The sequence below is a fragment of the Tropicibacter alexandrii genome (assembly GCF_003667315.2).
In the GTDB taxonomy this organism is placed as follows: Bacteria; Pseudomonadota; Alphaproteobacteria; order Rhodobacterales; family Rhodobacteraceae; genus Tropicibacter; species Tropicibacter alexandrii.
This window is the reverse complement of the sequence record NZ_RCTZ02000036.1, coordinates 1-22,275: the sequence shown is the minus strand read 5'-3', so window position 1 is coordinate 22,275 and position 22,275 is coordinate 1. Positions and strand designations below refer to the sequence as shown.

Annotated in this window: 17 protein-coding genes and 1 pseudogene; 12 read left to right on the top strand and 6 right to left on the bottom strand. The window is 64.8% G+C overall.

Going from position 1 to position 22,275, the window contains the following annotated elements; genetic code table 11:
* The first annotated feature begins 228 nt into the window (after positions 1 to 228).
* Together D8Z78_RS23765 and D8Z78_RS23760 are read left to right on the top strand one after the other, a co-directional pair.
* Positions 229 to 2,523 carry an arginine/lysine/ornithine decarboxylase gene (locus D8Z78_RS23765; RefSeq protein ID WP_121634461.1) on the top strand — a complete coding sequence of 765 codons (2,295 nt, stop codon included), beginning with the start codon at positions 229 to 231 and terminating at the stop codon, positions 2,521 to 2,523.
* Between the two features lie 94 nt (positions 2,524 to 2,617).
* Positions 2,618 to 3,424: an enoyl-CoA hydratase/isomerase family protein gene (locus D8Z78_RS23760; RefSeq protein ID WP_121634459.1), complete on the top strand. Its 807-nt coding sequence runs from the start codon at positions 2,618 to 2,620 to the stop codon at positions 3,422 to 3,424.
* Between the two features lie 8 nt (positions 3,425 to 3,432).
* Here the strand turns inward: D8Z78_RS23760 and D8Z78_RS23755 are convergent, their stop codons facing one another.
* Together D8Z78_RS23755 and glpK are read right to left on the bottom strand one after the other, a co-directional pair.
* The gene (locus D8Z78_RS23755; RefSeq protein ID WP_121634457.1) at positions 3,433 to 4,482 is read right to left on the bottom strand and encodes an NAD(P)-dependent alcohol dehydrogenase; all 1,050 of its coding nucleotides are present in this window, start codon (positions 4,480 to 4,482) and stop codon (positions 3,433 to 3,435) included.
* A 10-nt stretch (positions 4,483 to 4,492) separates the two neighbouring features.
* On the bottom strand, positions 4,493 to 5,977 hold the full coding sequence (gene glpK / locus D8Z78_RS23750; protein ID WP_121634455.1) for a glycerol kinase GlpK: 1,485 nt from the start codon (positions 5,975 to 5,977) through the stop codon (positions 4,493 to 4,495).
* 153 nt (positions 5,978 to 6,130) lie between these two features.
* On the opposite strand from glpK, the gene D8Z78_RS23745 reads away from it, so the two are divergent.
* Complete coding sequence (locus D8Z78_RS23745) at positions 6,131 to 7,363, top strand: lytic murein transglycosylase (protein ID WP_420824341.1); 1,233 nt, start codon at positions 6,131 to 6,133, stop codon at positions 7,361 to 7,363.
* Positions 7,364 to 7,411: 48 nt separating this feature from the next.
* Here D8Z78_RS23745 and D8Z78_RS23740 read toward each other — a convergent pair whose 3' ends face one another.
* Genes D8Z78_RS23740 through D8Z78_RS23730 form a run of 3 tightly spaced genes read right to left on the bottom strand, consistent with a single transcriptional unit; the run spans position 7,412 to position 13,836 of the window.
* Positions 7,412 to 8,959, bottom strand: a complete 1,548-nt coding sequence (locus D8Z78_RS23740; protein ID WP_121634453.1) for a trimethylamine methyltransferase family protein — start codon at positions 8,957 to 8,959, stop codon at positions 7,412 to 7,414.
* 15 nt (positions 8,960 to 8,974) lie between these two features.
* Positions 8,975 to 11,416, bottom strand: coding sequence for a GcvT family protein (locus D8Z78_RS23735; protein ID WP_121634452.1), 2,442 nt, complete (start codon positions 11,414 to 11,416; stop codon positions 8,975 to 8,977).
* Complete coding sequence (locus D8Z78_RS23730) at positions 11,413 to 13,836, bottom strand: GcvT family protein (protein ID WP_121634450.1); 2,424 nt, start codon at positions 13,834 to 13,836, stop codon at positions 11,413 to 11,415. Before D8Z78_RS23730 ends, D8Z78_RS23735 begins: the two co-directional genes overlap by 4 nt.
* Positions 13,837 to 14,168: 332 nt before the next feature.
* Here D8Z78_RS23730 and repA point away from each other — a divergent pair, with 332 nt between their 5' ends.
* From repA to repC, 3 genes are all read left to right on the top strand, one after another.
* The gene (gene repA / locus D8Z78_RS23725; protein WP_121634463.1) at positions 14,169 to 15,371 is read left to right on the top strand and encodes a plasmid partitioning protein RepA; all 1,203 of its coding nucleotides are present in this window, start codon (positions 14,169 to 14,171) and stop codon (positions 15,369 to 15,371) included.
* The gene (gene repB, locus D8Z78_RS23720; protein ID WP_121634448.1) at positions 15,371 to 16,309 is read left to right on the top strand and encodes a plasmid partitioning protein RepB; all 939 of its coding nucleotides are present in this window, start codon (positions 15,371 to 15,373) and stop codon (positions 16,307 to 16,309) included. The genes repA and repB overlap by 1 nt, the downstream gene beginning before the upstream one ends.
* A gap of 235 nt (positions 16,310 to 16,544) precedes the next feature.
* The gene (gene repC / locus D8Z78_RS23715; RefSeq protein ID WP_121634446.1) at positions 16,545 to 17,591 is read left to right on the top strand and encodes a plasmid replication protein RepC; all 1,047 of its coding nucleotides are present in this window, start codon (positions 16,545 to 16,547) and stop codon (positions 17,589 to 17,591) included.
* Between the two features lie 21 nt (positions 17,592 to 17,612).
* Here repC and D8Z78_RS23710 read toward each other — a convergent pair whose 3' ends face one another.
* Positions 17,613 to 18,122 carry a DUF2478 domain-containing protein gene (locus D8Z78_RS23710; protein WP_121634444.1) on the bottom strand — a complete coding sequence of 170 codons (510 nt, stop codon included), beginning with the start codon at positions 18,120 to 18,122 and terminating at the stop codon, positions 17,613 to 17,615.
* 60 nt (positions 18,123 to 18,182) lie between these two features.
* Between D8Z78_RS23710 and D8Z78_RS23705 the strand changes: the two genes are divergently transcribed.
* The 6 genes and pseudogenes from D8Z78_RS23705 to D8Z78_RS23685 form a co-directional block, all read left to right on the top strand.
* Positions 18,183 to 19,049 carry a formate dehydrogenase accessory sulfurtransferase FdhD gene (locus D8Z78_RS23705; RefSeq protein WP_121634442.1) on the top strand — a complete coding sequence of 289 codons (867 nt, stop codon included), beginning with the start codon at positions 18,183 to 18,185 and terminating at the stop codon, positions 19,047 to 19,049.
* A complete protein-coding gene (locus tag D8Z78_RS23700; protein ID WP_121634440.1) occupies positions 19,046 to 19,588 on the top strand; it encodes a hypothetical protein in 543 nt (180 codons plus the stop codon). Before D8Z78_RS23705 ends, D8Z78_RS23700 begins: the two co-directional genes overlap by 4 nt.
* Positions 19,585 to 20,190 (top strand): molybdenum cofactor guanylyltransferase MobA, encoded by a 606-nt coding sequence (mobA, locus tag D8Z78_RS23695; protein WP_121634438.1) that lies wholly within the window; start codon positions 19,585 to 19,587, stop codon positions 20,188 to 20,190. The genes D8Z78_RS23700 and mobA overlap by 4 nt, the downstream gene beginning before the upstream one ends.
* A complete protein-coding gene (mobB, locus tag D8Z78_RS24795; protein WP_164933078.1) occupies positions 20,191 to 20,682 on the top strand; it encodes a molybdopterin-guanine dinucleotide biosynthesis protein B in 492 nt (163 codons plus the stop codon).
* The gene (locus D8Z78_RS23690; RefSeq protein ID WP_164933077.1) at positions 20,679 to 21,941 is read left to right on the top strand and encodes a molybdopterin-binding protein; all 1,263 of its coding nucleotides are present in this window, start codon (positions 20,679 to 20,681) and stop codon (positions 21,939 to 21,941) included. Before mobB ends, D8Z78_RS23690 begins: the two co-directional genes overlap by 4 nt.
* Positions 21,942 to 22,057: 116 nt before the next feature.
* A pseudogene (locus D8Z78_RS23685) lies at positions 22,058 to 22,275 on the top strand (NAD(P)H-dependent oxidoreductase subunit E); the annotation flags it as partial.

The following is a 22,275-nucleotide window of genomic DNA, read 5'->3' as shown; positions in this document are numbered from 1 at the left end:
GAGGTCTCCGCCCTGCCCGGCTGCGCTCACGGCGCTCCAGGTGGGACATTTCTGCTTTGCCAACCACGCGACATTTCTACTTGGTTGCAACATCACCCACTTGCCCCGGCGGCCACGCCTTGCGGTGCAGTGCGCCCACGCTATCGTGTATGTAAGCATTTGACCTTGCCGCGTCAGCCTGCAACAGGTTGACCGAAATCATCCCTACATGGCCCTCAGGAGGGACGCATGAAGTTCCGCTTTCCCATCGTCATCATCGACGAAGACTTCCGCTCTGAAAACACCTCGGGCCTTGGCATCCGCGCGCTGGCGCAGGCCATCGAGGCCGAGGGATTCGAGGTGCTCGGCGTCACCAGCTATGGCGACCTCAGCCAGTTCGCCCAGCAGCAAAGCCGCGCGTCGGCCTTCGTCCTGTCCATCGATGACGAGGAATTCAGCGCCGGCCCCGAAGAGGACGCCGCCGTCACCAACCTGCGCAACTTCATCGAGGAAGTCCGCTGGAAGAACGAGGACGTGCCGATCTACGTCTATGGCGAGACCAAGACCAGCCGCCATCTGCCCAACGACATCCTGCGCGAGCTGCACGGCTTCATCCACATGTTCGAGGACACGCCGGAATTCGTGTCCAAGCACATCATCCGCGAGGCGAAATCCTATCTCGAATACATCCAGCCACCGTTCTTCAAGGCGCTGCTCGATTACGCCGAGGACGGATCGTATAGCTGGCACTGCCCCGGACATTCGGGCGGCGTGGCCTTTCTGAAAAGCCCGATCGGGCAGATGTATCACCAGTTCTACGGTGAAAACATGCTGCGCGCCGATGTCTGCAACGCGGTCGAGGAACTGGGCCAGCTGCTGGACCATAACGGCGCCATCGGGGAATCGGAAAAGAACGCCGCGCGCATCTTCAACGCCGATCACTGCTATTTCGTGACCAACGGCACCTCGACCTCCAACAAGATGGTCTGGCACCACACCGTCGCCCCCGGCGACGTGGTCGTGGTCGACCGCAACTGCCACAAGTCGATCCTGCATTCGATCATCATGACGGGGGCGATCCCGGTTTTCCTGAAACCCACGCGCAACCATTGGGGCATCATCGGCCCGATCCAGCACTCGGAATTCGAACCAGAAGCAATCAAGGCGAAGATCCGCGAAAACCCCCTGCTCGCCGATTACGACGCCGACAAGGTACAACCGCGCATCCTGACCCTGACGCAGTCCACCTATGACGGCGTGCTCTACAATACCGAGGAAATCAAACGCCTGCTCGATGGCTACGTCGAGAACCTGCATTTCGACGAGGCTTGGCTGCCGCACGCAGCGTTTCACCCCTTCTACGGTCAATACCACGCCATGGGCCGCAAGCGCGGGCGCACCAAACATTCGGTGACCTACGCCACGCAATCCGTGCACAAGCTGTTGGCTGGCATTTCGCAGGCCAGCCACGTTTTGGTGCAGGACAGCGAGGAAACCAAGCTCGACCGGCATCTCTTCAACGAAGCCTACCTGATGCACACCTCCACCTCGCCTCAATATTCGATCATCGCGTCCTGCGATGTGGCGGCGGCGATGATGGAGCCTCCGGGCGGCACGGCCTTGGTCGAGGAAAGCATCGTCGAGGCGTTGGATTTCCGCCGCGCCATGCGCAAGGTCGAAGAGGAGTACGGCAACGATTGGTGGTTCCGGGTCTGGGGGCCGGAGGACTTCCGCTCTGACGGCGACGGCATGGGCCGCACCCGCGACTGGGAGCTGAAGAAAACCGATGCCGACGGGGTCGAGACCTCGGGGGATGACAGCTGGCACGGCTTTGGCGACATGGCGCGCGGCTTCAACATGCTGGACCCGATCAAGGCGACGATCATCACGCCCGGTCTGGATATCGAGGGGCATTTCTCCGAGGACGGCATACCGGCCTCGATCGTGTCGAAATACCTCGCCGAACATGGCGTGGTGGTGGAAAAGACCGGGCTTTATTCCTTCTTCATCATGTTCACCATCGGCATCACCAAAGGCCGCTGGAACACGCTTCTGGCCTCGCTGCAACAGTTCAAGGACGGGTACGACAAGAACCAGCCGCTGTGGCGCTGCATGCCGGAATTCTGCGAGGCGCAGCCGCGCTACGAAAAGATGGGGCTCAAGGACCTGTGCCAGCATGTTCACGCCATGTACGCGAAATACGACATCGCGCGCCTGACGACGGAAATCTACCTGTCCGATCACCAGCCGCGCATGACGCCGTCGGACGCTTATGCCCATATCGCCCGGCGCAAGACCGAACGTGTCGCCATCGACGACCTTGAGGGGCGCGTGACGACCTCGCTGGTCACACCCTACCCTCCGGGCATTCCGCTGCTGATCCCGGGCGAAGTGTTCAACGGCAAGATCGTGGAATACCTGCGGTTCAACCGCGACTTCGCCCGCGAATGCCCGGGATTCGAGACCGATATCCACGGCCTCGTGCAGGAACAGGGCGAATTTGGCGAGACGCTGTATTTCGCCGATTGCGTCGCCGAAAGCTGATCTTTCGGCGGTGCGAAGGTTCGGGCGTGGTGGCGCTTGAAACCGCGGGGCTGCGCCTTTACCCAAGGGGCACCCCCGCGGCAGGAGACCCATCATGACCGAACTCCACGGCGCCCTGCGCCTGACCTATCGCGACGACATCGCCTTGATGGAGATGATCCGCCCGAAACAGTACAACCCGCTGTCCAACGACCTGAAGGCCGCCTTTGACGAGGCGCTGCGCACGCTGGAAAAGCGCGCTGACCTCAAGGGGGTGATCCTGACGGGGTCCGACGGAGTCTTCAGCGCCGGGGGCGACCTGAAGGCCATGCATGCGGACCATCAGGCCGGGACCTATGGCGGAGCCGAGGATTACCTGACCCGCATCCGGCAGGGCCATGCCTGGTTGCGTATCCTGCGTAACCTGCCCGTGCCGGTGATCGCCGCCGTGGATGGCGCGGCGGTGGGGGCGGGGCTGGCGTTGGCGCTGGCCTGCGATCTCGTGCTGATCACGGAACGGTCGAAATTCGGCGCGCCGTTCTGCAAGGTCGGCTTGGCCCCCGATTTCGGCCTGATGTACGCCCTGCCCCGCACGGTCGGCCTGCAGCGCGCGCGCGAAATGTTCTATACCGGGCGCACCATCGACGCCGAAGAGGCGATCCGCATCGGCATCGGGCTGGAAATCGTGCCGCATGCGTCGCTCATGGACCGGGCTTGGGACATGGCCCGCCAGATGGCGCAAAGCTCGTCCGCGGCCTTTTCCCTGACCAAGCAGATCTCGGCACAGGCGATGGAAAGCGATGCCGAGACCTTGCTGCGCATGGAACAGCAGGCACATGCGATCCTGCTGGCCAGCCGCTACAATGCCGAGGCCGCCGAGCGGTTCACCAACAAGGAACCCCTGCGCTTCAACTTTACCTGAAGCGCCCCTCAGTCCAGCACGATCTGCATCTTGACGTCCGCAGGCGGGGCGCTGGCCGCGATGTCGAAGGCCTCGACGCTGTCATCGAACCCGAAAGTCCGGGTGATCAGCGGTTTCACGTCGATCGCGCCGGAGGCCAGCATCCCAACGCAGCGCGGAAACACGTGGGCGTAGCGAAAGATGTTCTCGACCCGCGCCTCGCGCACCATCGCGGCGCCCGCATCGTAGGAAATCGGGTCTGGCTGGCCGCCGATCATCACCACGCAGCCACCGGGGGCGAGCGGTTCGAACACGCCCGCCGCCGCCTTTGCCTTGCCGGTGGCCTCAAAGACGATATCCGCACCCCAGCCCTCGGTCTCGTCGAAGATCTGTTGGGTGAGGGTTCCGGTGCGCACGTCGATGGGCGTGATCGCGGGGGACAGGCTGGCGGCGATGGCCAGCTTGGCCTCGGCCAGATCGGCGACCCAGACGCGGGCGCAACCGGCGGCCAAAGCGGACAGCGCCGTGACTAGGCCAATCGGCCCCGCGCCCAGCACCAGCGCGGTGTCGCCGGGCTTCACCCGCGCCTTTGTCGCGGCATGCACGCCGACGGCGAGCGGTTCGACCATCGCGCCCTCGGCAAAGCTGACGCTGTCCGGCAAACGATAGGTGAAATCCGCCGGATGCACGCAGGTCGGACGCAGGATGCCATGCACGGGCGGCGTCGCCCAGAACCGCACGGCCGGGTCGATGTTATACATGCCCAGACGCGCGGCCTTCGAGGTGGGATCGGGAATGCCCGGCTCCATACACACGCGGTCGCCTTCGCTTAGATGGGTGACGTCGCGGCCAACCTCGATCACCGTGCCCGCCGCCTCGTGGCCGAGGATCATCGGTTCTGTCACCACAAACGGCCCGATGCGCCCGTGGGTGTAGTAGTGCACGTCAGAGCCGCAGATGCCGACGGTGTGCAGCTTGATCCGCACGTCGCGGGGGCCAAGCGTTTCCTCGGCGCGGCTGATTTCGGGGAAATCGCGCAGGGACAGCGCGTGCTGCCGCTCCAGAACAAGGGATTTCATCGGGCTCTCCTCAAAAGGCCTGCGCCGCCGTGACCGCGCGTTTCCACGCGGCGTATTTCGCATCGCGGGTCGCGGCGTCCATATCGGGGGTAAAGCGCCGTTCCAGCGCCCAGCCTTCGGCGAAACCGGCCTGATCGGGGTAAAGGCCCGCGCGCTGCCCCGCCAGCCACGCCGCCCCCATGGCGGTGGTTTCCAGCACGTCGGGCCGGTCGACCTGCGCGTCGAGGATGTCGGAGAGGAACTGCATCGCCCAGTCGCTGGCGCTCATGCCGCCGTCAACCCGCAGGACCGCTTCGCTTGCGCCGCCCATGTCGGCTTGCATCGCCTCCAGCAGGTCGCGGGTCTGGTAGCCGACGCTTTCCAGCGCGGCACGGGCAAAGGCCTCTGGCCCACTGTCACGGGTCAGGCCGAACACGGCGCCCCGGCATTCGGCGTTCCAATAGGGCGCGCCAAGGCCGGTGAAGGCCGGGACCAGAACCACGGATTGCGCCGGGTCGCAGGCCTCGGCCAAGGGCTGGGTTTCCCGCGCCTCGCGGATGATCTTCAGCCCGTCGCGCAGCCATTGCACCACGGCCCCGGCGATAAAGATCGAGCCCTCCAACGCGTAGGTTGTCTTGCCGTCGAGCTGGTAGGCGATGGTGGTCAGCAGGCGGTTTTCGCTGGTCACGGGGGTGTCGCCGGTGTTGAGCAGGGCAAAGCAGCCGGTCCCGTAGGTGGATTTCAGCATGCCCGGTTTGAAACAGGCCTGCCCGATGGTCGCGGCCTGCTGGTCGCCCGCGACGCCAAGGATGGGGATTTCCGCGCCCAGAAGATCGGCGCGCGCGGTGCCGAAATCGGCGGCGCAGTCCAGAACCTCGGGCAGCATCTGCATCGGCACGCCGAGCAGGTCGCACATGTCCTGCGACCACGCGCCCTGCCGGATGTCATAAAGCATCGTGCGCGCGGCGTTAGTCGCATCGGTGACGTGCCGCGCCCCGCCGGTGAGGTTCCAGATCAGCCACGTATCGACAGTGCCAAACGCCAGCTCGCCCGCCTCGGCGCGCGCACGGGCGCCCTCGACATTGTCCAGCACCCAAGCCAGTTTCGTGCCCGAGAAATACGGGTCGAGCAGAAGGCCGGTGGCTTGGGTGACGCGCGGTTCATGGCCCTCGGCCTTCAGCGCCTTGCAGCGTTCCGAGGTGCGCCTGTCTTGCCAGACGATGGCGTTGTGAATGGGCTTGCCGGTGGCGCGGTCCCAGACCAGCACCGTCTCGCGTTGGTTGGTGATGCCGATCCCGGCCACGTCCGAGGCCTTGATCCCGGCCTTGTCCAGCGCCGCGCGGCAGGTGGCCGTGACCGTCGTCCACAAGTCGGACGGGTCGTGTTCGACCCAGCCATTGGCCGGGTAATGCTGCGTGAATTCCTGCTGCGCGGTGGCCACGACCTTCATCGCGCCATCGAACAGGATCGCGCGGCTGGACGTGGTGCCTTGATCGATCGCCAGAATATAACCCATGGAACCCTCCCCGTTTTCGTTATCGCTAGCAGGACAGCGCGCGGGGTGAAAGTCAAACCCGCGTCGGGGAATTTTCGCCGATACACGCGGAGGTCAAGGGACGCCCCAGCGAAGCGTGCTAGGCTCCGGGGTGACAAACCTCCGGAGGTCCCCTTGCCGATTCGCGCGCTGATTCTGATCCTTGCCCTGCTGCCCCTGCCCGCCCTCGCCCAGAACAAGAGCGCCGTGGAACAGCAGTTCCAGACATGGCTGGTGCAGGACATCTGGCCAGAGGCGCGGCGCAAGGGCGTGTCGCGCGCCACCTTCGACGCGGCCTTCGACGGGGTGCGGCTGAATTGGGACCTGCCCGATCTCGTCCCGCCGGGGACCAAGCCGCAGACACCGAAACGCCAGCGGCAGGCCGAGTTCGGATCGCCGGGAAAGTATTTCAACCGCGGCTCGCTGGACGGCGCGACGGCGGTGGGCAAGCAGATGATGCGCGCCCATGCCGGGACCTTGGGCGCGGTCGAGCAACAGACCGGCGTGCCGGGGCGGATCATCCTCGGGATCTGGGGGCGTGAAAGCGGCTATGGTCGCGTGCCGATCAAGCATGACGTGTTCGAGGTGCTGGGGACCAAGGGCTTCATGTCGACCCGTGCGCCCTATTTCCGCGACGAGCTGATCGCCGCCTTGCAGATCGCCCAAGCCGGGCATGCGCCCGAAAGCGCCATGCGCAGCAGTTGGGCGGGCGCGCTGGGGCAGCCGCAATTCATGCCGGCGAACTTCCTGAAATACGCCGCCGATGGCGATGGCGACGGCCACGCCGATATCTGGCGGTCCGAGGCGGACACGATCGCCTCGATTGGCCGCTACCTGCGTGAACACGGTTGGGTCTCGGGGCGCGACTGGGGCTTCGAGGTGCGGGTGCCGGACGGGGTCAGTTGCACGCTCGAAGGGCCGGATCAGGGCAAACGCATCCGGGACTGGGCCGCGATGGGGATCACGCGTGTCAACGGCAAGCCCTTCCCCGATCACGAGCTGCGCGGGCAGGGCTTCCTCTTGATGCCTGCCGGGCGGAACGGCCCGGCCTTCATCGTGACGCCGAATTTCTACGTCCTGAAGGACTACAACATGAGCGATCTCTACGCACTGTTCGTGGGCCATGTGGGCGACCGCATCCAGTACGGGATGGGCGATTTCACCGCCGGTTGGGGCAATGTCGGCGGGCTGTTGCGGTCCGATGTGGCGGTGATGCAGCGCGCGCTGGAACGCATGGGCCATGACGTGGGCGGGGCCGATGGCCTTGCCGGGTTCAAGACCCGGCGCTCCATCGGGCGCTGGCAGGAATCGCGCGGGGAACCGGCCACCTGCTTTCCCGAGGCAGGGATGAAGGCGGCGTTGCAGTGACGTGGTCCCAGGTGTGACCCGGGACCCCCTCTTCGGGTCCGGCGTGAATCAGTCGAAATGCATCCGGAACCGGGCGCGGATGGCCCGGTCAGTGGCGGGATCAACCGTGCAGGTCGCCTTGGACAGGATATCCTCCTTGCGCGCCCGCGCCTTGTCCAGCAGGCGCGGGCGCTGCGCCTCTTCCCATTCCTTGGGGCTCATGCGGTTGCCGACCACCGGGTAGACATATTCCGTCTGCATCAGCTTCAGCGTCTGGTCGGACCCAAGGTAATGCCCCGGCCCCTCCAGACAGACCTGCCGCATCGTCTCGATCGAGACACTGTCCTCGGTCACGTCAATCCCCCGCACCGCACGCATCGCCTGCCCAAGGATGTCATCGCCCAAGACCAGCGATTCAAGGCAATAGCCCAGCAGCGAGGCATGCATCCCCGCCGCCTCGTAGACCATGTTCAGCCCAGACAGACCCGCCATGACGTTGGTGATGCCCTGCTCCCACCCGGCCTGCATATCCGGCAGTTTGCTGTCGGAAATCCCCGCCGCAGCGCCCCCCGGCAGGCCGTAGAACTGGTGCATCTGCGCGCATCCGGCGGTCAGCAAGGCCTGCTCGGCGGAACCACCCGACATCGCCCCGGTGCGCAGATCGCTGACAAAGGGCCATGTGCCAAACACCGCCGGATGCCCGGGCGCGATGGCATTGACATAGACCACACCGGCCAGACATTCCGCCACCGCTTGCACGATGGCCGTGGCGATGGGCGCGGGCGCGGTCGCCCCCGCCTGCCCCGCGCTCAGTAGCAGCACCGGCATGCCCGCGCGAATGCAGCCCTCCATCACCAGACAGCTTTCGGTGGCAAATTTCATCGGCGGCACGACGAAGCAGTTGGAGTTCGAGACAAAAGGCATCGCGCGCCACGCGGCCTCGCCCCCCGCAACCTCGTGCAGGATCTCGAAACACGGGTCCACATGCGCGGGGTCGAAGATCGAGGTGCCCACGTGTTTCGTCGTGCCCGACACGCTTGCATAGAGCGTGTTGAGGTCCATTTCGAGGTTGTCCGTCACGTCACGGCAAACCATGGGCCGTTGAAAGAAATGCACATTGTCAAGGTGTTGCACCAGCCGTGCGGCATCGTACAGGTCTTGCGCCGTGCTTTCACGGTAGTCCCCCGTCACCGGGTCGACCATATGCACCGCCGCCCCCGCCGTGCCGAAATGCACCCGCGTGCCTTCCAGCGTCAGGTGATGCTTGGGGTCTCGACCATAAAGCGTGATGCCGCGCGCTGCCTTGGCGAGCATGTCCTCGACCAGCGCGCGGGGAAAGCGCAGGCGACCGTCGTCACCTTGCACAGCGCCCGCCGCGACCATGGCGTCGACGCCGGATTGAGGGGCTTGTGACAAGCCGATGACCTCCAGCGCCTCCAATGCGGCCTCGTGGATGCGGGCCATGCCTTCGGTCGTCAGCGGGCGATACTGCCCGCCTTCCATGCCAGCGCGAACAGGGCGCAGATCGTCGGCCAAGGGCGCGGCACGGGCGGCGCGGCGCGCGGCACGACCGCCGGTGCGCAGGGCCTTGCGCGGGGTCTCAACAGGTTGGGCCATGGCTGCACCTCCTCCTTACAGCTTCACCCGGGCCGAAGCCGGGTCATACATTGGCTTGAGCGAGGCGGTGACAGGCACCCGCCGCCCGGCGATTTCGATGGCGTAATCCGAGGCCAGCACCTGTTCGGCGCTCTCGCCCGCGCAGGGCACGTAGCCCAGCCCGATCCCCGCGCCCAAGTGATGCCCATAGGCCCCCGAGGTCACGTGGCTGACGATCTGCCCATCCCGCAGGATCGGCTCGTTGTGATAAACCATCGCGCCCGCGTCGCTGAGTTTGAACTGCAAGAGCCGTCGGGTCAGGCCGGTCTCTTTCTTGCGCAGCACTGCGTCGCGCCCGATGAAGTCGGGCTTGTCCAGCTTGACGGCAAAGCCAAGCCCGGCCTCCAGCACGTGATCCTCCGACGTGATGTCATGACCGAAATGGCGGAAGGCCTTTTCGATGCGGCAACAATCCATCGTGTGCATCCCGCACAGGCGCGCACCCATCCCCTGCCCTGCCTGCCAGATCGTGTCGAAGACATGCCCGGCCATATCGGCGGAGACATAGATCTCCCACCCAAGCTCGCCGACATAGGACACACGATGCGCGCGGGCGAGGGCCATGCCGATCTCGACCTCACGGGCATGGCCGAACGGATGCGCGGCGTTGCTGAAATCATCGGGCGACACGAGGCTCAGCAGGTCACGCGCTTTTGGCCCCATCACGGCCAGCACGCCCTCGGCGCTGGTCACATCGGTCAGCACGACGAAACGCTCGCCGATATGCCTGCGCAGCCACGCCATGTCGGCGGGCAGGGTCAGCGCGGGCGTGACCACCAGATAGGCGGTCTCGGACAGGCGGGTGACGGTCACATCCGCCTCGATTCCCCCGGCCCCGTTCAGGAATTGCGTATAGACGATGCGTCCCGGAGCCACATCCATCTGCGCACCGCAGACAAAGTTGAGGAAGGCGCAGGCATCGCGCCCCTCGACCCGGATTTTCCCGAAGGAGGACATATCGTACAGGCCAACGCCCTCGCGGATCGCACCCACCTCGGCCGCCGTATTGGCGAACCAGTTCTGCTTGCCCCAACTGTATTCATAGGCCGCGTCCTGCCCCGCTTCGGCATACCAATTGGCCCGCTCCCACCCGGCCAACTCGCCAAAGACAGCCCCCTGCCCCGCCAGCCGGTCATGGAAGGGCGAGCGGCGCACGCCCCGCGCCGTGGCCTTTTGCCGGTAGGGGAAGTGATCGGCGTAAAGCAGGCCCAGCGTTTCCTTGGACCGCTCGAACAGATAAGTCTTGTTGCCCTGAAACCGGTGCATCCGCGCGATGTTCACATCGCCCAGATCGAAGGGCTTTTCGCCCTTGTCCATCCACTCGGCCAAGGCCATGCCCGCGCCGCCCGCCGATTGGATACCGATGGAGTTGAAGCCTGCCGCGACCCAGAAATTGTCGACCTCCGGCGAAAGGCCCAGATGATAGGCGTCATCGGGCGTGAAACTCTCCGGCCCGTTGAAGAACGTGTGTATCCCCGTCTCGGCCAGCATCGGCATGCGGTGCACGGCGCGTTCAAGGATCGGTTCGAAATGGTCGAAATCCTCGGGCAGTTGGTCGAAACAGAAATCGTCCGGGATTCCTCCCATCCCCCACGGCTTTGCGTCCGACTCGAACGCGCCAAGCAGCAGCTTGCCCGCATCGCTTTTGTAATAGGCACATTCGTCGGGGACGCGCAGCACGGGCAGATCGGTCAGGCCGGGGATCGGCTCGGTCACGATGTAGAAGTGTTCGCAAGCGTGCAGCGGCACGGTGACTCCGGCCATGCGGCCCACCTGATGGCCCCACATGCCCGCGCAATTGACGACGTGATCGGTCTCGATCACGCCGGTTTCTCCGTCTTGCTCCCATGTCACCGCCCGCGCGCGCCGGTTGGCCACGTCGATGCCGGTGACCTTCACCCCCTCGACGACCTGCGCGCCGCGCATCCGCGCGCCTTTCGCCAGCGCCAAAGCGATATTCGCCGGGTCGCCCTGCCCGTCCGTCGGCAGCCAGACCCCGCCCTTGACGCCATCGAGGTTGATATGGGCATAGCGTTCCTTGATCTGCCCGGCCGAGATTTCCTCGACCGGGACACCAAACCCCCGCGCCATCGAAGCAGAGCGCAGCAGTTCCTCATGCCGCGACTCGGTCAGGGCGACCGAAATCGACCCGACCTGCTTCATGCCTGTCGCCAGCCCGGTTTCCTCCTCCAGCCCGCGATAGAGATCGGCGGAATACTTCGCCAGCCGGGTCATATTGGCCGAGGCGCGCAGCTGTCCGATCAGACCGGCCGCGTGCCATGTGGTGCCGCAGGTCAGCTGCTTGCGTTCCAGCAGGATCACATCCTGCCAGCCGAGTTTCGCCAGATGATAGGCGACGGAACAGCCGACCACGCCGCCACCGATGATGACCAGGCGGGCCTTTTGCGGAAGGGTCATGCGCGCAGCCTTTCGTTGGCCTTGTCCCAAAGCGGGCCGTCGCTGACGGTCGCGGGCATGCGGGTGCCGAACACCTCGACCTCCAGCTTTGTGCCCGGCTCCGCCAGATCGGCGCGGACCATGCCAAGCGCCACGCAGGTGCCCGCGCGATGGCCCAAACGCGCGCTTGTGACCTCGCCGACGATGGTGTCGCCCTGCCAGAGCGTGGACATATAGGGCGGGTCGAAATCGACCGGCTCGACGTCCAAGACAACGAAGCGTTTCGTCAGACCGGCCTGTTTCTGCGCCTGCAAGGCGGCCTTGCCAGGGAAGTCCTTGGTCCAGTCGATGAACCGTTCCAGCCCGCCTTCGAGCAGGGTGTAATCGGTGGACAGGTCGCCCTTCCACGCGCGATAGCCCTTTTCGACGCGCAGGCTATCCAGTGCGAACATGCCGAAAGGTTTCGCCCCTGCCCCGGTCACGGCGTCCCAGATCTCGGGCGCGTCGTCCGTCAGGCAGTGGACTTCCCAGCCCAACTCCCCGGCGAAGGAGACCCGCAGCAGGACCACATCCTTGCCGCAAACCTTGGCCTCTTGCGCCGACAGCCACGGCAAGGACAGATCCGCATCGGTGAGCGGCGCGAGGATGTCGCGTGCCTTCGGGCCGGTGATCAGCAGACACTCGTACTTGTCCGAGCGATCCGTGACGGCCAGCCCATCGGGCAGGCCTTGCAGCAGCACGTCGCGGTCATGCCATTGGGCGACAGCGGCGGTGATCAGCCAGATATTGTCATCGTCGCGCGGGATCACCGACATTTCCGTGACGATCCGGCCCTTCTGGTCGGCGAAATAGGCCAGCCCGACGCGGCCCGGCTGGGGCAGTTTCGACGCGGTCAGGCTGTTCACATGCACCCGTGCGCCCGGACCCTCGACCGCCAGCCGTGAAAACCCGCTGATCGCCAGCACGCCACAGCCGTCGCGCACGGCGGCACATTCCTCGGCCACGCGTTGGAACCACGGCCCGTCGCGCCGCCATGTCTGGGTGGCCTCCTCAGAGGTGTCATCGCCCGCAGCGGCGAACCAATTCGCCCGCTCCCAGCCGTTATACGCCCCGAATTGCGCACCGGCTGCCTCTAGCCGGCTGTGCAAGGCCGACAGCTTTTTCCCCCGCCCCGCAGGCCATGCGTGATGCGGGAAATGCATGCCGTATTCGTGGCCGTAGACCTCCATCCCCTTGGCGATGCAGTAGTCCTGATCGGTGAAGGCGGTGAAGCGGCGCGGATCGCAGGACCACATATCCCATTCGGTCGCGCCCTCTGTCACCCATTCGGCCAGCACCTTGCCCGCGCCGCCCGCCTGACAGATGCCAAAGGTAAAGACACAGGCCTCGAACGCGTTCGGCACGCCGGGCATCGGCCCGATCAGGGGGTTGCCGTCGGGTGTATAGGGGATCGGGCCATTGATGTTCTTGACCAGCGGGGCCTTTTCCAAAAGCGGCACGCGGGCCATCGCATCGCCGATATGCCATTCCAGACGGTCCAGATCGTCCGGATACAGCTGAAAGCTGAAATCGTCGGGCATCGGGTCGTCGGATGTGACCCAAGCCGCTTTGCAGTTGCGCTCATACGGGCCAAGGTTGAAGCCGTATTTTTCCTGCCGCAGGTAATAAGAGCTGTCCACGTCGCGCAGCAAGGGCAGCTTGTGGCCCGCCTCGCGCGACCATGCCTCGATCTCAGGCACGTTGTCGAACAGCATGTATTGATGGCTCATCACCATCATCGGCACGTCGCGGCCAAACCACTTGCCGACCTCGCGGGCGTAGTAGCCAGCCGCGTTCACCACGTATTCACAGCGGATCTCGCCCTTGGGGGTCTCGATCACCCACTCCTCGCCCTCGCGCCGCGCGCCGGTGGCGGGGCAGAAGCGCAGGATCGTCGCGCCCATATCGCGCGCGCCCTTGGCCAAGGCCTGCGTCAACTGCGAGGGGTCGATGTCACCGTCATAGGGGTCGTACAAAGCGCCGCTCAGGTCATGGGTTTCGACGAAAGGATAGCGCGCCTTGATCTCATCCTGGGTGAGGATGTCCAGATCCATGCCCTGATAGCGGCCCATCCCCTGCACGCGCTTGAATTCCTGCAGGCGTTCCTGGGAATGACCCAGCCGGATCGACCCGGTGACGTGGTAGTTCATCGGGTAGTCGACCGCCGCGCCGAGGTCGCGATACAGCTCGGCCGAATAGCGCTGCATGTTCATGATCGACCAGCTGGACGAAAACGTCGGCACGTTGCCCGCCGCATGCCATGTGCTGCCCGCGGTCAGTTCGTTCTTTTCCAGCAGGACGCAATCCGTCCACCCCGCCTTGGCCAGATGATAAAGCGCCGAGGCCCCGACCGCCCCGCCCCCGATGATCACGACCCGCGCCTGTGTGGGTATCTCTGCCATGCCGTCCTCCGCTATCGTCACGAATCAACAGACCCGAACAAGGGCGACCTTGTCTTGTCGTTTCGCGACGTATCGGCCGAGCCTTCGAATCGAGACAGGGGCGCCCAACAGGTCTTGCGGTGCGGGGGAAAGTGGCCGCAATATCTTGACATTGCCGGGCCAGACTGCCGGAAATGCCCTATTATCAAAGGGTTACGCGCCCCTCCCTGTCTGATTAAAAAATCGTTGTCTGGGGATAACTTGCGTGTCACAAGTGGACTTGTCGCAAGATCGCGAAATTTGCGCAGTTTGGCGACGAAACAATGATGACCCACCAAGAGGTCTTGAGCGGTATGAATGCAAAGACGGACCTGTCCGCCCCCTCTTCCATCGCGGCGTCGATTTCCGCGAATGCGCAGCGTCTGTCCGATGCGCTGAACCATCATATGCGCAACAGCTTTCAACCGGAAAGCCGGAAAACCCTGCGCAAGTTCCACCCCGCCGAAGTGTCGGAACTGACCGGCATCAGCATGTCCAACCTGCGCACCCGCCATCAGGAAGGGGACTTTCCCGAGGTAGAGACGGACTCGCGCGGGCGGCGCCTGTACACCGCCGAAGAGATCGACCAGATCCGCCATGTCATGGCCCGCACCGGGCGCAATGGCGAGGCCTATCTGCCGGGGCGTCGTGAGGGCGACGGGTTGCAGGTCATTTCCATCGTCAACTTCAAGGGCGGCTCGTCAAAGACCACCACCGCGATCCATCTGGCGCAGCGCTACGCCCTGCGCGGCTATCGTGTGCTGGCCGTGGACATGGACCCGCAGGCCAGCCTGACCACCATGTTCGGCTACCGCCCCGAGATCGAGTTTGCCGAAAGCGGCACGATCTATGACGCGCTGAAATACGAGGACCCCGCACCGCTGAGCAGCGTGATCCGCAAGACCTATTTCCACAATCTCGACCTTGCCCCCGCCGGCCTGCTGCTGTCGGAATACGAGACCGAGACCGCCTATGCGCTGCAACACAAGGTGGACCCGCCCTTTACCCAGCGGCTGGCCATTGCGCTGGACGAGGTCGAGGCGAATTATGACCTCGTGATCATCGACTGCCCGCCGCAGCTGGGCTTTACCACCATGACCGCGCTGCTGGCATCGACCGGGCTGTTGATTACGGTCGTGCCCAGCATGCTGGACGTGGCGTCCATGGCGCAGTTCCTTGAGATGGCTGGGGAAACGGTGCGCACCCTTGAGGAAGCGACCGGACCGATCGACTGGGCCTTCCTGAAATACCTCGTGGCGCGGTTCGAACCGACGGATGTGCCGCAGTCGCAGATGGCCGGGTTCCTGCGCTCGATCCTGCTGGATCAGGTGCTGACCACGCCGATGTTGAAATCCACCGCGATTTCCGATGCGGGCATGACGCAACAGACGATTTACGAACTCGACCCCGGTCAGGTCGTGAAAAAGACGCTGGATCGCGTTCTGGAAAGCGTAAACGGCGTGGCGGATGAATTCGAGAAGACCATTCAACAGGCTTGGGGACGGAGGGCTGACTGATGGCACGTAGAAACCTGTTCCAGCCCCCTCCCCCTCCGACCGAGGACAGCACGGCCAAACCGCGCTTTCCGAATACCGGTGCCATGAGCGGCGTGAAATCCACGCTCAAGGACCTGTCCAGCAACGCGGTCCGCGAGATCGACACGGCCCTGATCGACGAGGACGGGCCGCGCGACCGTCTGGCCTTTGACGATGCGGATGTGGCGGTGCTGGCCGACAGCATCAGGGCGCATGGCCAGCAAGTGCCGATCATGGTGCGGCCCGTGGCGGATCAGCCCGGTCAGTATCGCATCGTCTACGGGCGGCGGCGTCTGCGGGCGCTCCGCGCGCTCGGCCTGCCCGCGCGGGCTTTGGTGCGGACACTGTCCGACCAAGAGGCGGTCCTTGCGCAGGGTCAGGAAAACGCCCACCGGTTGGACCCGAGCTTTATCGAGAAGGCGCTGTTTGCGGCGGAACTGGTCGAGGGCGGATATGAGCCTGCGGTCATCATGGACGCGCTCGCCATCGACAAGCCGATGCTGTCACGCATGACAAAGGTCGCGCGGGTGATCCCGGTCGCCGTCATCCAGCAGGTCGGGTCCGCGCATGGCATCGGGCGCAGACGCTGGGAGGAACTGGCCGATCTGGTGCGGGACCTCGGGATCGATCTGGAGCGGGTCGCCACGGGGCTGGTGCTGACGGGCACCTCGGATGACCGCTTTGCCAAGCTGGTGGAGGCTGTGAAGCGTAAACCCGACGCCGCGCCCAAGCCCCCTGCCCTGCTGGTGACGCATGACGACGGCACCAAGCTGGCCGAGATCAAGGACACGCCCCGCGCGCTGACCCTGAAACTGTCGAAAACAGAGACACCCGCATTTGCAGACTGGCTGCGCGACAATGCGGAACCCGAGCTGAAGCGTCTTTACGAGGCGTGGAAGACGGCCCAACAGGCCGATTGAGCAACCGAGCAGAGCAACAAAAACAGGAGCACGACCCACAGCCGGAAAAAGAAAGAGCCCCCCAAGGTCATCCCCGGAGAGCCCAATCTGTCTTTAGCACCTTCAGATAACCCAGCTTCTCCGATGCAGTCAACAACAACCGATTCGGTTGAACGAAGATTTGCGACCTTTTTCCTGAGATAGACGAATCCAGCGAAACCCGGGGCTTTGCCCGACCTGCTGTCGTGGAAAAATCATGGCATTCATCCAAGCCGCTGCCCCAGTCAAGGGGCGACCCCAACAGCTGTTGTCCGCGGACAACGCGCGCCCCGAACGGCACATCCTGATCGAAACCCTGCGCCGGGCAGCCCCCTTGATGGGGTTGAAATCCACTGTCATCGCCACGCTCGACGCCATGCTGTCCTGCCTGCCGCCGAAGCGCCAGCACGACACGGTCTTTGCCTCGAACGAGACGCTGGCCTTTCGTCTGAACGGGATTTCCGACCGGACAATCCGCCGCCACGCCGCGATCCTTCAAGAGCACGGCCTGCTGATCCGGCGGGACAGCCCCAACCGCAAACGCTACATGCGCCGCAGCCCGTCCGAGCCCGTCGCCCTTCGCTTTGGGTTCGACCTGTCGCCGGTGTTCGCCCGCTTTGCGGAGATCGCCGCCCTAGCCGCAGAGGCGACGCGTCTCGATCAACAAATCGCCTATCTGCGTCAACAGATCCGCGCGGCAGCCAATGCCTTGCTCCAAGTCGCGCCCGACCACGCACAGGCCCTCGCCGCGCTGCGGATCCTGCGCCGCAAACTGGGCGTCCATGATTGCCGCGCGCTGCTCGATACGCTCGACGCGGCCGCTTGTCCCGTGGAAACCCCTGTGGACGATCCACAAGAGATGTCCGCCAATGACGGCCAAAATGTCCGGCACCATCAGAACTCAGAACCAGAACTTATTGAAAGAAAGACCCCTGAGGACATCGTCACCCCTCGGGAAATCACCTCTGCCTGTCGCGCGGCGTTGGATTTCACCGACGCGCCTGTGTCCACCGGGTCAGAGATCATCGCCTTGGCCCGAAAGCTCGCGCCGATGATGGGGATCACGTCACAATGCTATGAAGCAGCACAGCGCCAGCTTGGGGCGGAGCGCACCGCCCTGACGGTCTGGGTGCTGTTGCAGATGCAGGACAAGATAAAATCGCTGGGCGCGTATTTCAGGGCTGTGACCACGGGCACCCGGCGCGAAGCCTTTGACCCGGTGCGGGTGATGCGACGGCTGGCCCATGCGCCCGACCCGGCCTGACGCGTTGTCCGCGGACAATCCTCAGGCAGCATCCGTGGCAAAGGTCAGGCACCAGTTCAGGATTGCTTCTGGTTCGGGCTCGATGCGCTCCCCGAACTCGCCGGCGAAGTCGAGGAACCCCTCGACATTGCCCGCATTGACTGCCGTCAATACCGGGATGTCACGGGCCAGTGCCTCGCCGATCAAGGGTCGAAAGCCACGCCCGTCCAGTTCCTGCTTGCCGAACTTGTTGACGATCAGCAGGCCCGGGCTGCGGTCCAACGCCGCCGCCACGAGCCCAACCGCACTTTCGAGGCCCGCTGGGTCCAGACGGCAGCCCCGCGACAGCGCGCCAAGGTCCTGCGATATTCGCACGACATCATTGCCGGACAGGATATGCAGGTCCATGTCGCATTTCCGGGCCGGATCGCGTTCCGCGTTGACCTGCACCGCACCGGCCAGCGGCAGGCCCCGCGCCCTGAGCGCCATGGAGCATTGGTACAGCAACACGTCCCCCGCGCCTCGTCCTTCGGCAACGATATATCCCAGCATTCGCGCCCCCTTGCACCCCGCCCCAACGGCATACAAGATGCCGCGACACCGAGGAAGCCCATGACGTTGAAATTCCCCATTCTCCCCGATCCCAAGAACCCGAGACTGACCCGCCCGGTCTCTGGTGCCGATCACACCGGCGCGCCGGTTGAGATTCCCGTGGTCGAGGAACGCCCGCTCACGATCTACCTCAACCGGCAGGAAATCGTCACGGCGATGACCATTGGCGATTACCCGGAATATCTGGCGCTGGGGTTTCTCCGCAATCAGGGGATGCTTCGAGACGATGACGTGGTGACCCGCGTCGATTTCGACGAGGAACTGGAAACCGTCGTGGTGCGCACCGAGCGCGAGACCAGCTACGAGGAAAAGGTCCAGAAGAAGACCCGCACCAGCGGCTGTGCCGTGGGCACCGTCTTTGGCGACATGATGGAAGGGCTGGAGGGTCTGGACTTGCCTCAGACCGAGGTGCGGACCAGTTGGCTATACGCCTTGGCGCATCAGATCAACACGATCCCCAGCCTGTATCTGGAGGCGGGCGCGATCCACGGCACCGTGCTGTGTCAGGGCGACACGCCGCTGATCTACATGGAGGATGTCGGGCGGCACAATGCGGTCGACAAGATCGCCGGGTTCGTCTTTCGCCATGATATCCCGGTCGCGGACAAGATCCTCTACACGACCGGGCGGCTGACATCCGAGATGGTCATCAAATGCGCGCTGATGGGCATCCCGGTTCTGGCCTCGCGGTCCGGGTTTACCGCATGGGGGGTGGAGATCGCCCGTCAGGTCGGTCTGACTTGCATCGGGCGGATGCGGGGCAAACGCTTTGTCTGTCTGTCGGGCGAGGACCGGCTGCTGCGCGACATCGACCCGGCCAGCCTGCCCGACGAGGACCGCAAGCACCGCCGGAAAAGCGCGCAATGATCGGCACGCTGACCTTCGAGACGCGGCCCACCGACAAGATGCTCGCCGCCGCCATTGCCGAAAGCGGGCGGTCCTTCACCGGGGGCAAGCCTAGCTTCAAACGGCGCGCGCTGAGGGTTGGCGGATGGGTCGTGATCTTTCTGATCTTTCTCGGGCTGTTCCAGATTTACGATCCGGCGCTGACCGACACGCTCTCCATCGTGATGATGGCTGGTGCGGTTGGCATGTTGCTGGGCTTGGGCATTGCGGCGATTGCCCAAAGGGCGGTTCTGAACCGCATGGCCGCCGAAGCGGGCGCGTTGGGGCCTTGCGTCATCGAACTGAGCGAAACGCAGATCACCGAGCATAGCGAAGGCCAAGTCGTGTCGATGGGGCTGCACCGCGTCCGCCGCGTCTTGCGCATCGACGGCGGCACGGTGATCCGCTTTGCTGCCTTTCTGTTCCTCGTGCCCGATTCGGATTTGCCTGACGGAATGAATGCAGAGACCTTCCAGACGCTTCTGACAGAGCGCGTCACGCAGGCCGGAGGTGAGGTATGAAACCAATTGGCGTGATCCTTGCCGGGGGACAGGCAACGCGGATGGGCGGCGGCGACAAGGGGCTTTTGCCGCTGAAAGGCGCGCGGGTGCTGGATCATGTGATCGCGCGGCTGCGGCCTCAGGTCGGCGCAATGGCTCTGAACGCCAATGGCGATGCGGGGCGGTTCGATCTGGGGCTACCGGTGATCCCCGACAGCATCCCCGGGTTTGCCGGGCCATTGGCCGGTGTGCTGGCGGGCATGGACTGGGCGGCGGGGCAGGGGGCCGAGAGCATCGTGACCGTCGCCGCCGACACGCCGTTCTTCCCGACCGATCTGGTGGCCCGGCTGAGCGCCGAGGGATCAGGCATCCCGGTTCTCGCCGCCACCAAGGGGGAGGCGCAGACCAAGAGCAAAAGCAAATCCGGCTTGATCCGCCATCCCACCTTTGGCCTCTGGCCCGTGGCCCTGCGCGACGACCTGCGCGCGGCGTTGAACGAGGGATTGAAAAAGGTCGTCCTGTGGACCGACAAACATGGCGGGCGCGAGGCGGTGTTTCCGGACGAGAACGCCTTCTTCAACATCAACACGCCCGAGGATTTGATCCGGGCGGAGGGTCTGTAAATGCGCATCTACGGCGTGACCGGCTGGAAGAACGCGGGCAAGACGACCCTGATGGAACGGCTGGTGGCCGAGATCACCGGGCGCGGCTTTACCGTTTCTGCCGTCAAACATGCGCATCACGACACGGATGTGGACCAACCGGGGCGCGACAGCTACCGCCATCGCGTGGCCGGGGCAGGGCAGGTGCTGCTGGCCTCGCCCCGCCGCTGGGCCCTGATGACCGAGTTGCGCGATGCAAGGGAGCCCACGTTGGAGGAGTTGCTGCCACGGCTCGACCCGGTCGATCTGATCCTGATCGAGGGCTACAAACGCGCGCCCCACCCCAAGGTCGAGGCCTTCCGCGCGGTGAACGGCAAGCCGCCGTTGTCCGCGGACAACGATACGATCCGCGCGGTGGCGGCCTTGGGTGAGGTGCAGACGGACCTGCCGGTTCTGGACCTCGACGACGTGGCCTCGGTCGCGGATTTCATCTTGAGGGAGGTGGGGCTATGAGCACCGTCCTGCCGCCACGTCTGCGCGACGATTGCTTTGCCATGCCGCAGGGCGTGGCTTGGGTGCCGGTGGACGAGGCGCTGGGGCTGCTGCGCGACCGGCTGACGCCAATCGTCAGACAATTGACCGCCAAACCCGAGGTCGGGCAGGTGCTGGCCGGGGATGTGCATGCCCGCCGCTCCAACCCGCCACGCCCCAATTCCGCTGTCGATGGTTATGGCTTTGCCTTTGCTGCGACGGGGCAGGGGGTGCAGCGCCTGCCGCTGGTAGATGGGCGCGCGGCGGCGGGTCAACCGTTCGAGGGCGCCGTGCCTGCGGGGCAGGCGGTGCGCATCCTGACCGGCGCGATCCTGCCCGAAGGCGTCGATACCGTCGTGCTGGAGGAAGACACCGCGCTGGATGGCGCGACCGTGGTCTTTGACGGCCCGGTGAAACCCCGCGCCAACACCCGCAAGGCCGGCGAGGACGTGGTCGAAGGCGCGCTTGCCCTGCCCAAGGGCCACCGCCTGCGCGCACCTGACCTTGCGCTGCTCAGCGCGCTTGGCGTGGCAGAGGTGCCCGTCTATGCGCCGCTCCGCGTCGGCGTGCTGTCCACCGGGGATGAGATCATCGGCGATCCCGCGACCCGTGCCGAACCGCACCAGATCTACGACGCAAACCGCCCCATGCTGCTGGCGCTGGCGCGGGGCTGGGGCTTTGACGCGGTCGACCTTGGACACGCCCCGGACGATGCCGAGCAGATCGCGGCGAGGCTGGACCACGCCGCCGATGCGGTGGATGTCGTGTTGACCTCGGGCGGGGCCTCGGCAGGGGATGAGGACCACGTCTCGCGCCTGCTCCGCGAACGCGGCAACCTGACCAGCTGGCGAATTGCACTGAAACCGGGGCGCCCGCTGGCGCTGGCCATGTGGCGGGGCGTGCCGGTCTTTGGCCTGCCGGGAAACCCGGTGGCGGCGCTGGTCTGCGCGCTGGTCTTTGGCCGACCGGCGCTGTCGCTGATGTCCGGGGCAGGGTGGGTCACGCCGCAAGGCTTCACCGCGCCTGCCGCCTTCACGAAATCGAAGAAGCCGGGCAGGCGCGAATACCTGCGCGCGCAGCTGGGGCCGGAGGGGGCCGAGGTCTTCAAATCCGAAGGGTCGGGCCGAATCTCTGGCCTGTCCTGGGCGACCGGATTGGTCGAATTGCCCGACGGCGCGCTTGAGGTGACCCCCGGAACGCTCGTCACCTTCTACCCCTATGCCGCTTTCGGGATGCAGTGAGTCGTATCCCGTCTCGATAGAAAATCCTGATCGAATGACGGGATTTTCATATTGATCCTTTGCACGATGCTGACGCAGACAGGCGGGCGAAACAGGCCCGCAGGCGGAGGCTCGATATGGCATTGGATGAAGGCAAAGGCGTATGGCGCGCCGGGCGCAGCGGCGGCAAGGGTCGGAAGACGCCGAAGGGGCGGCAGTATGACGATGCGGCTTTGGCCGAGGTTCGGGAGCTGCTGGGTGACCGGCCGCGCGACCGGGATCTGCTGATCGAGTTCCTTCACCTCATTCAGGACGCATACGGGCATCTCTCCGCCGCCCATCTGCGCGCCCTGTC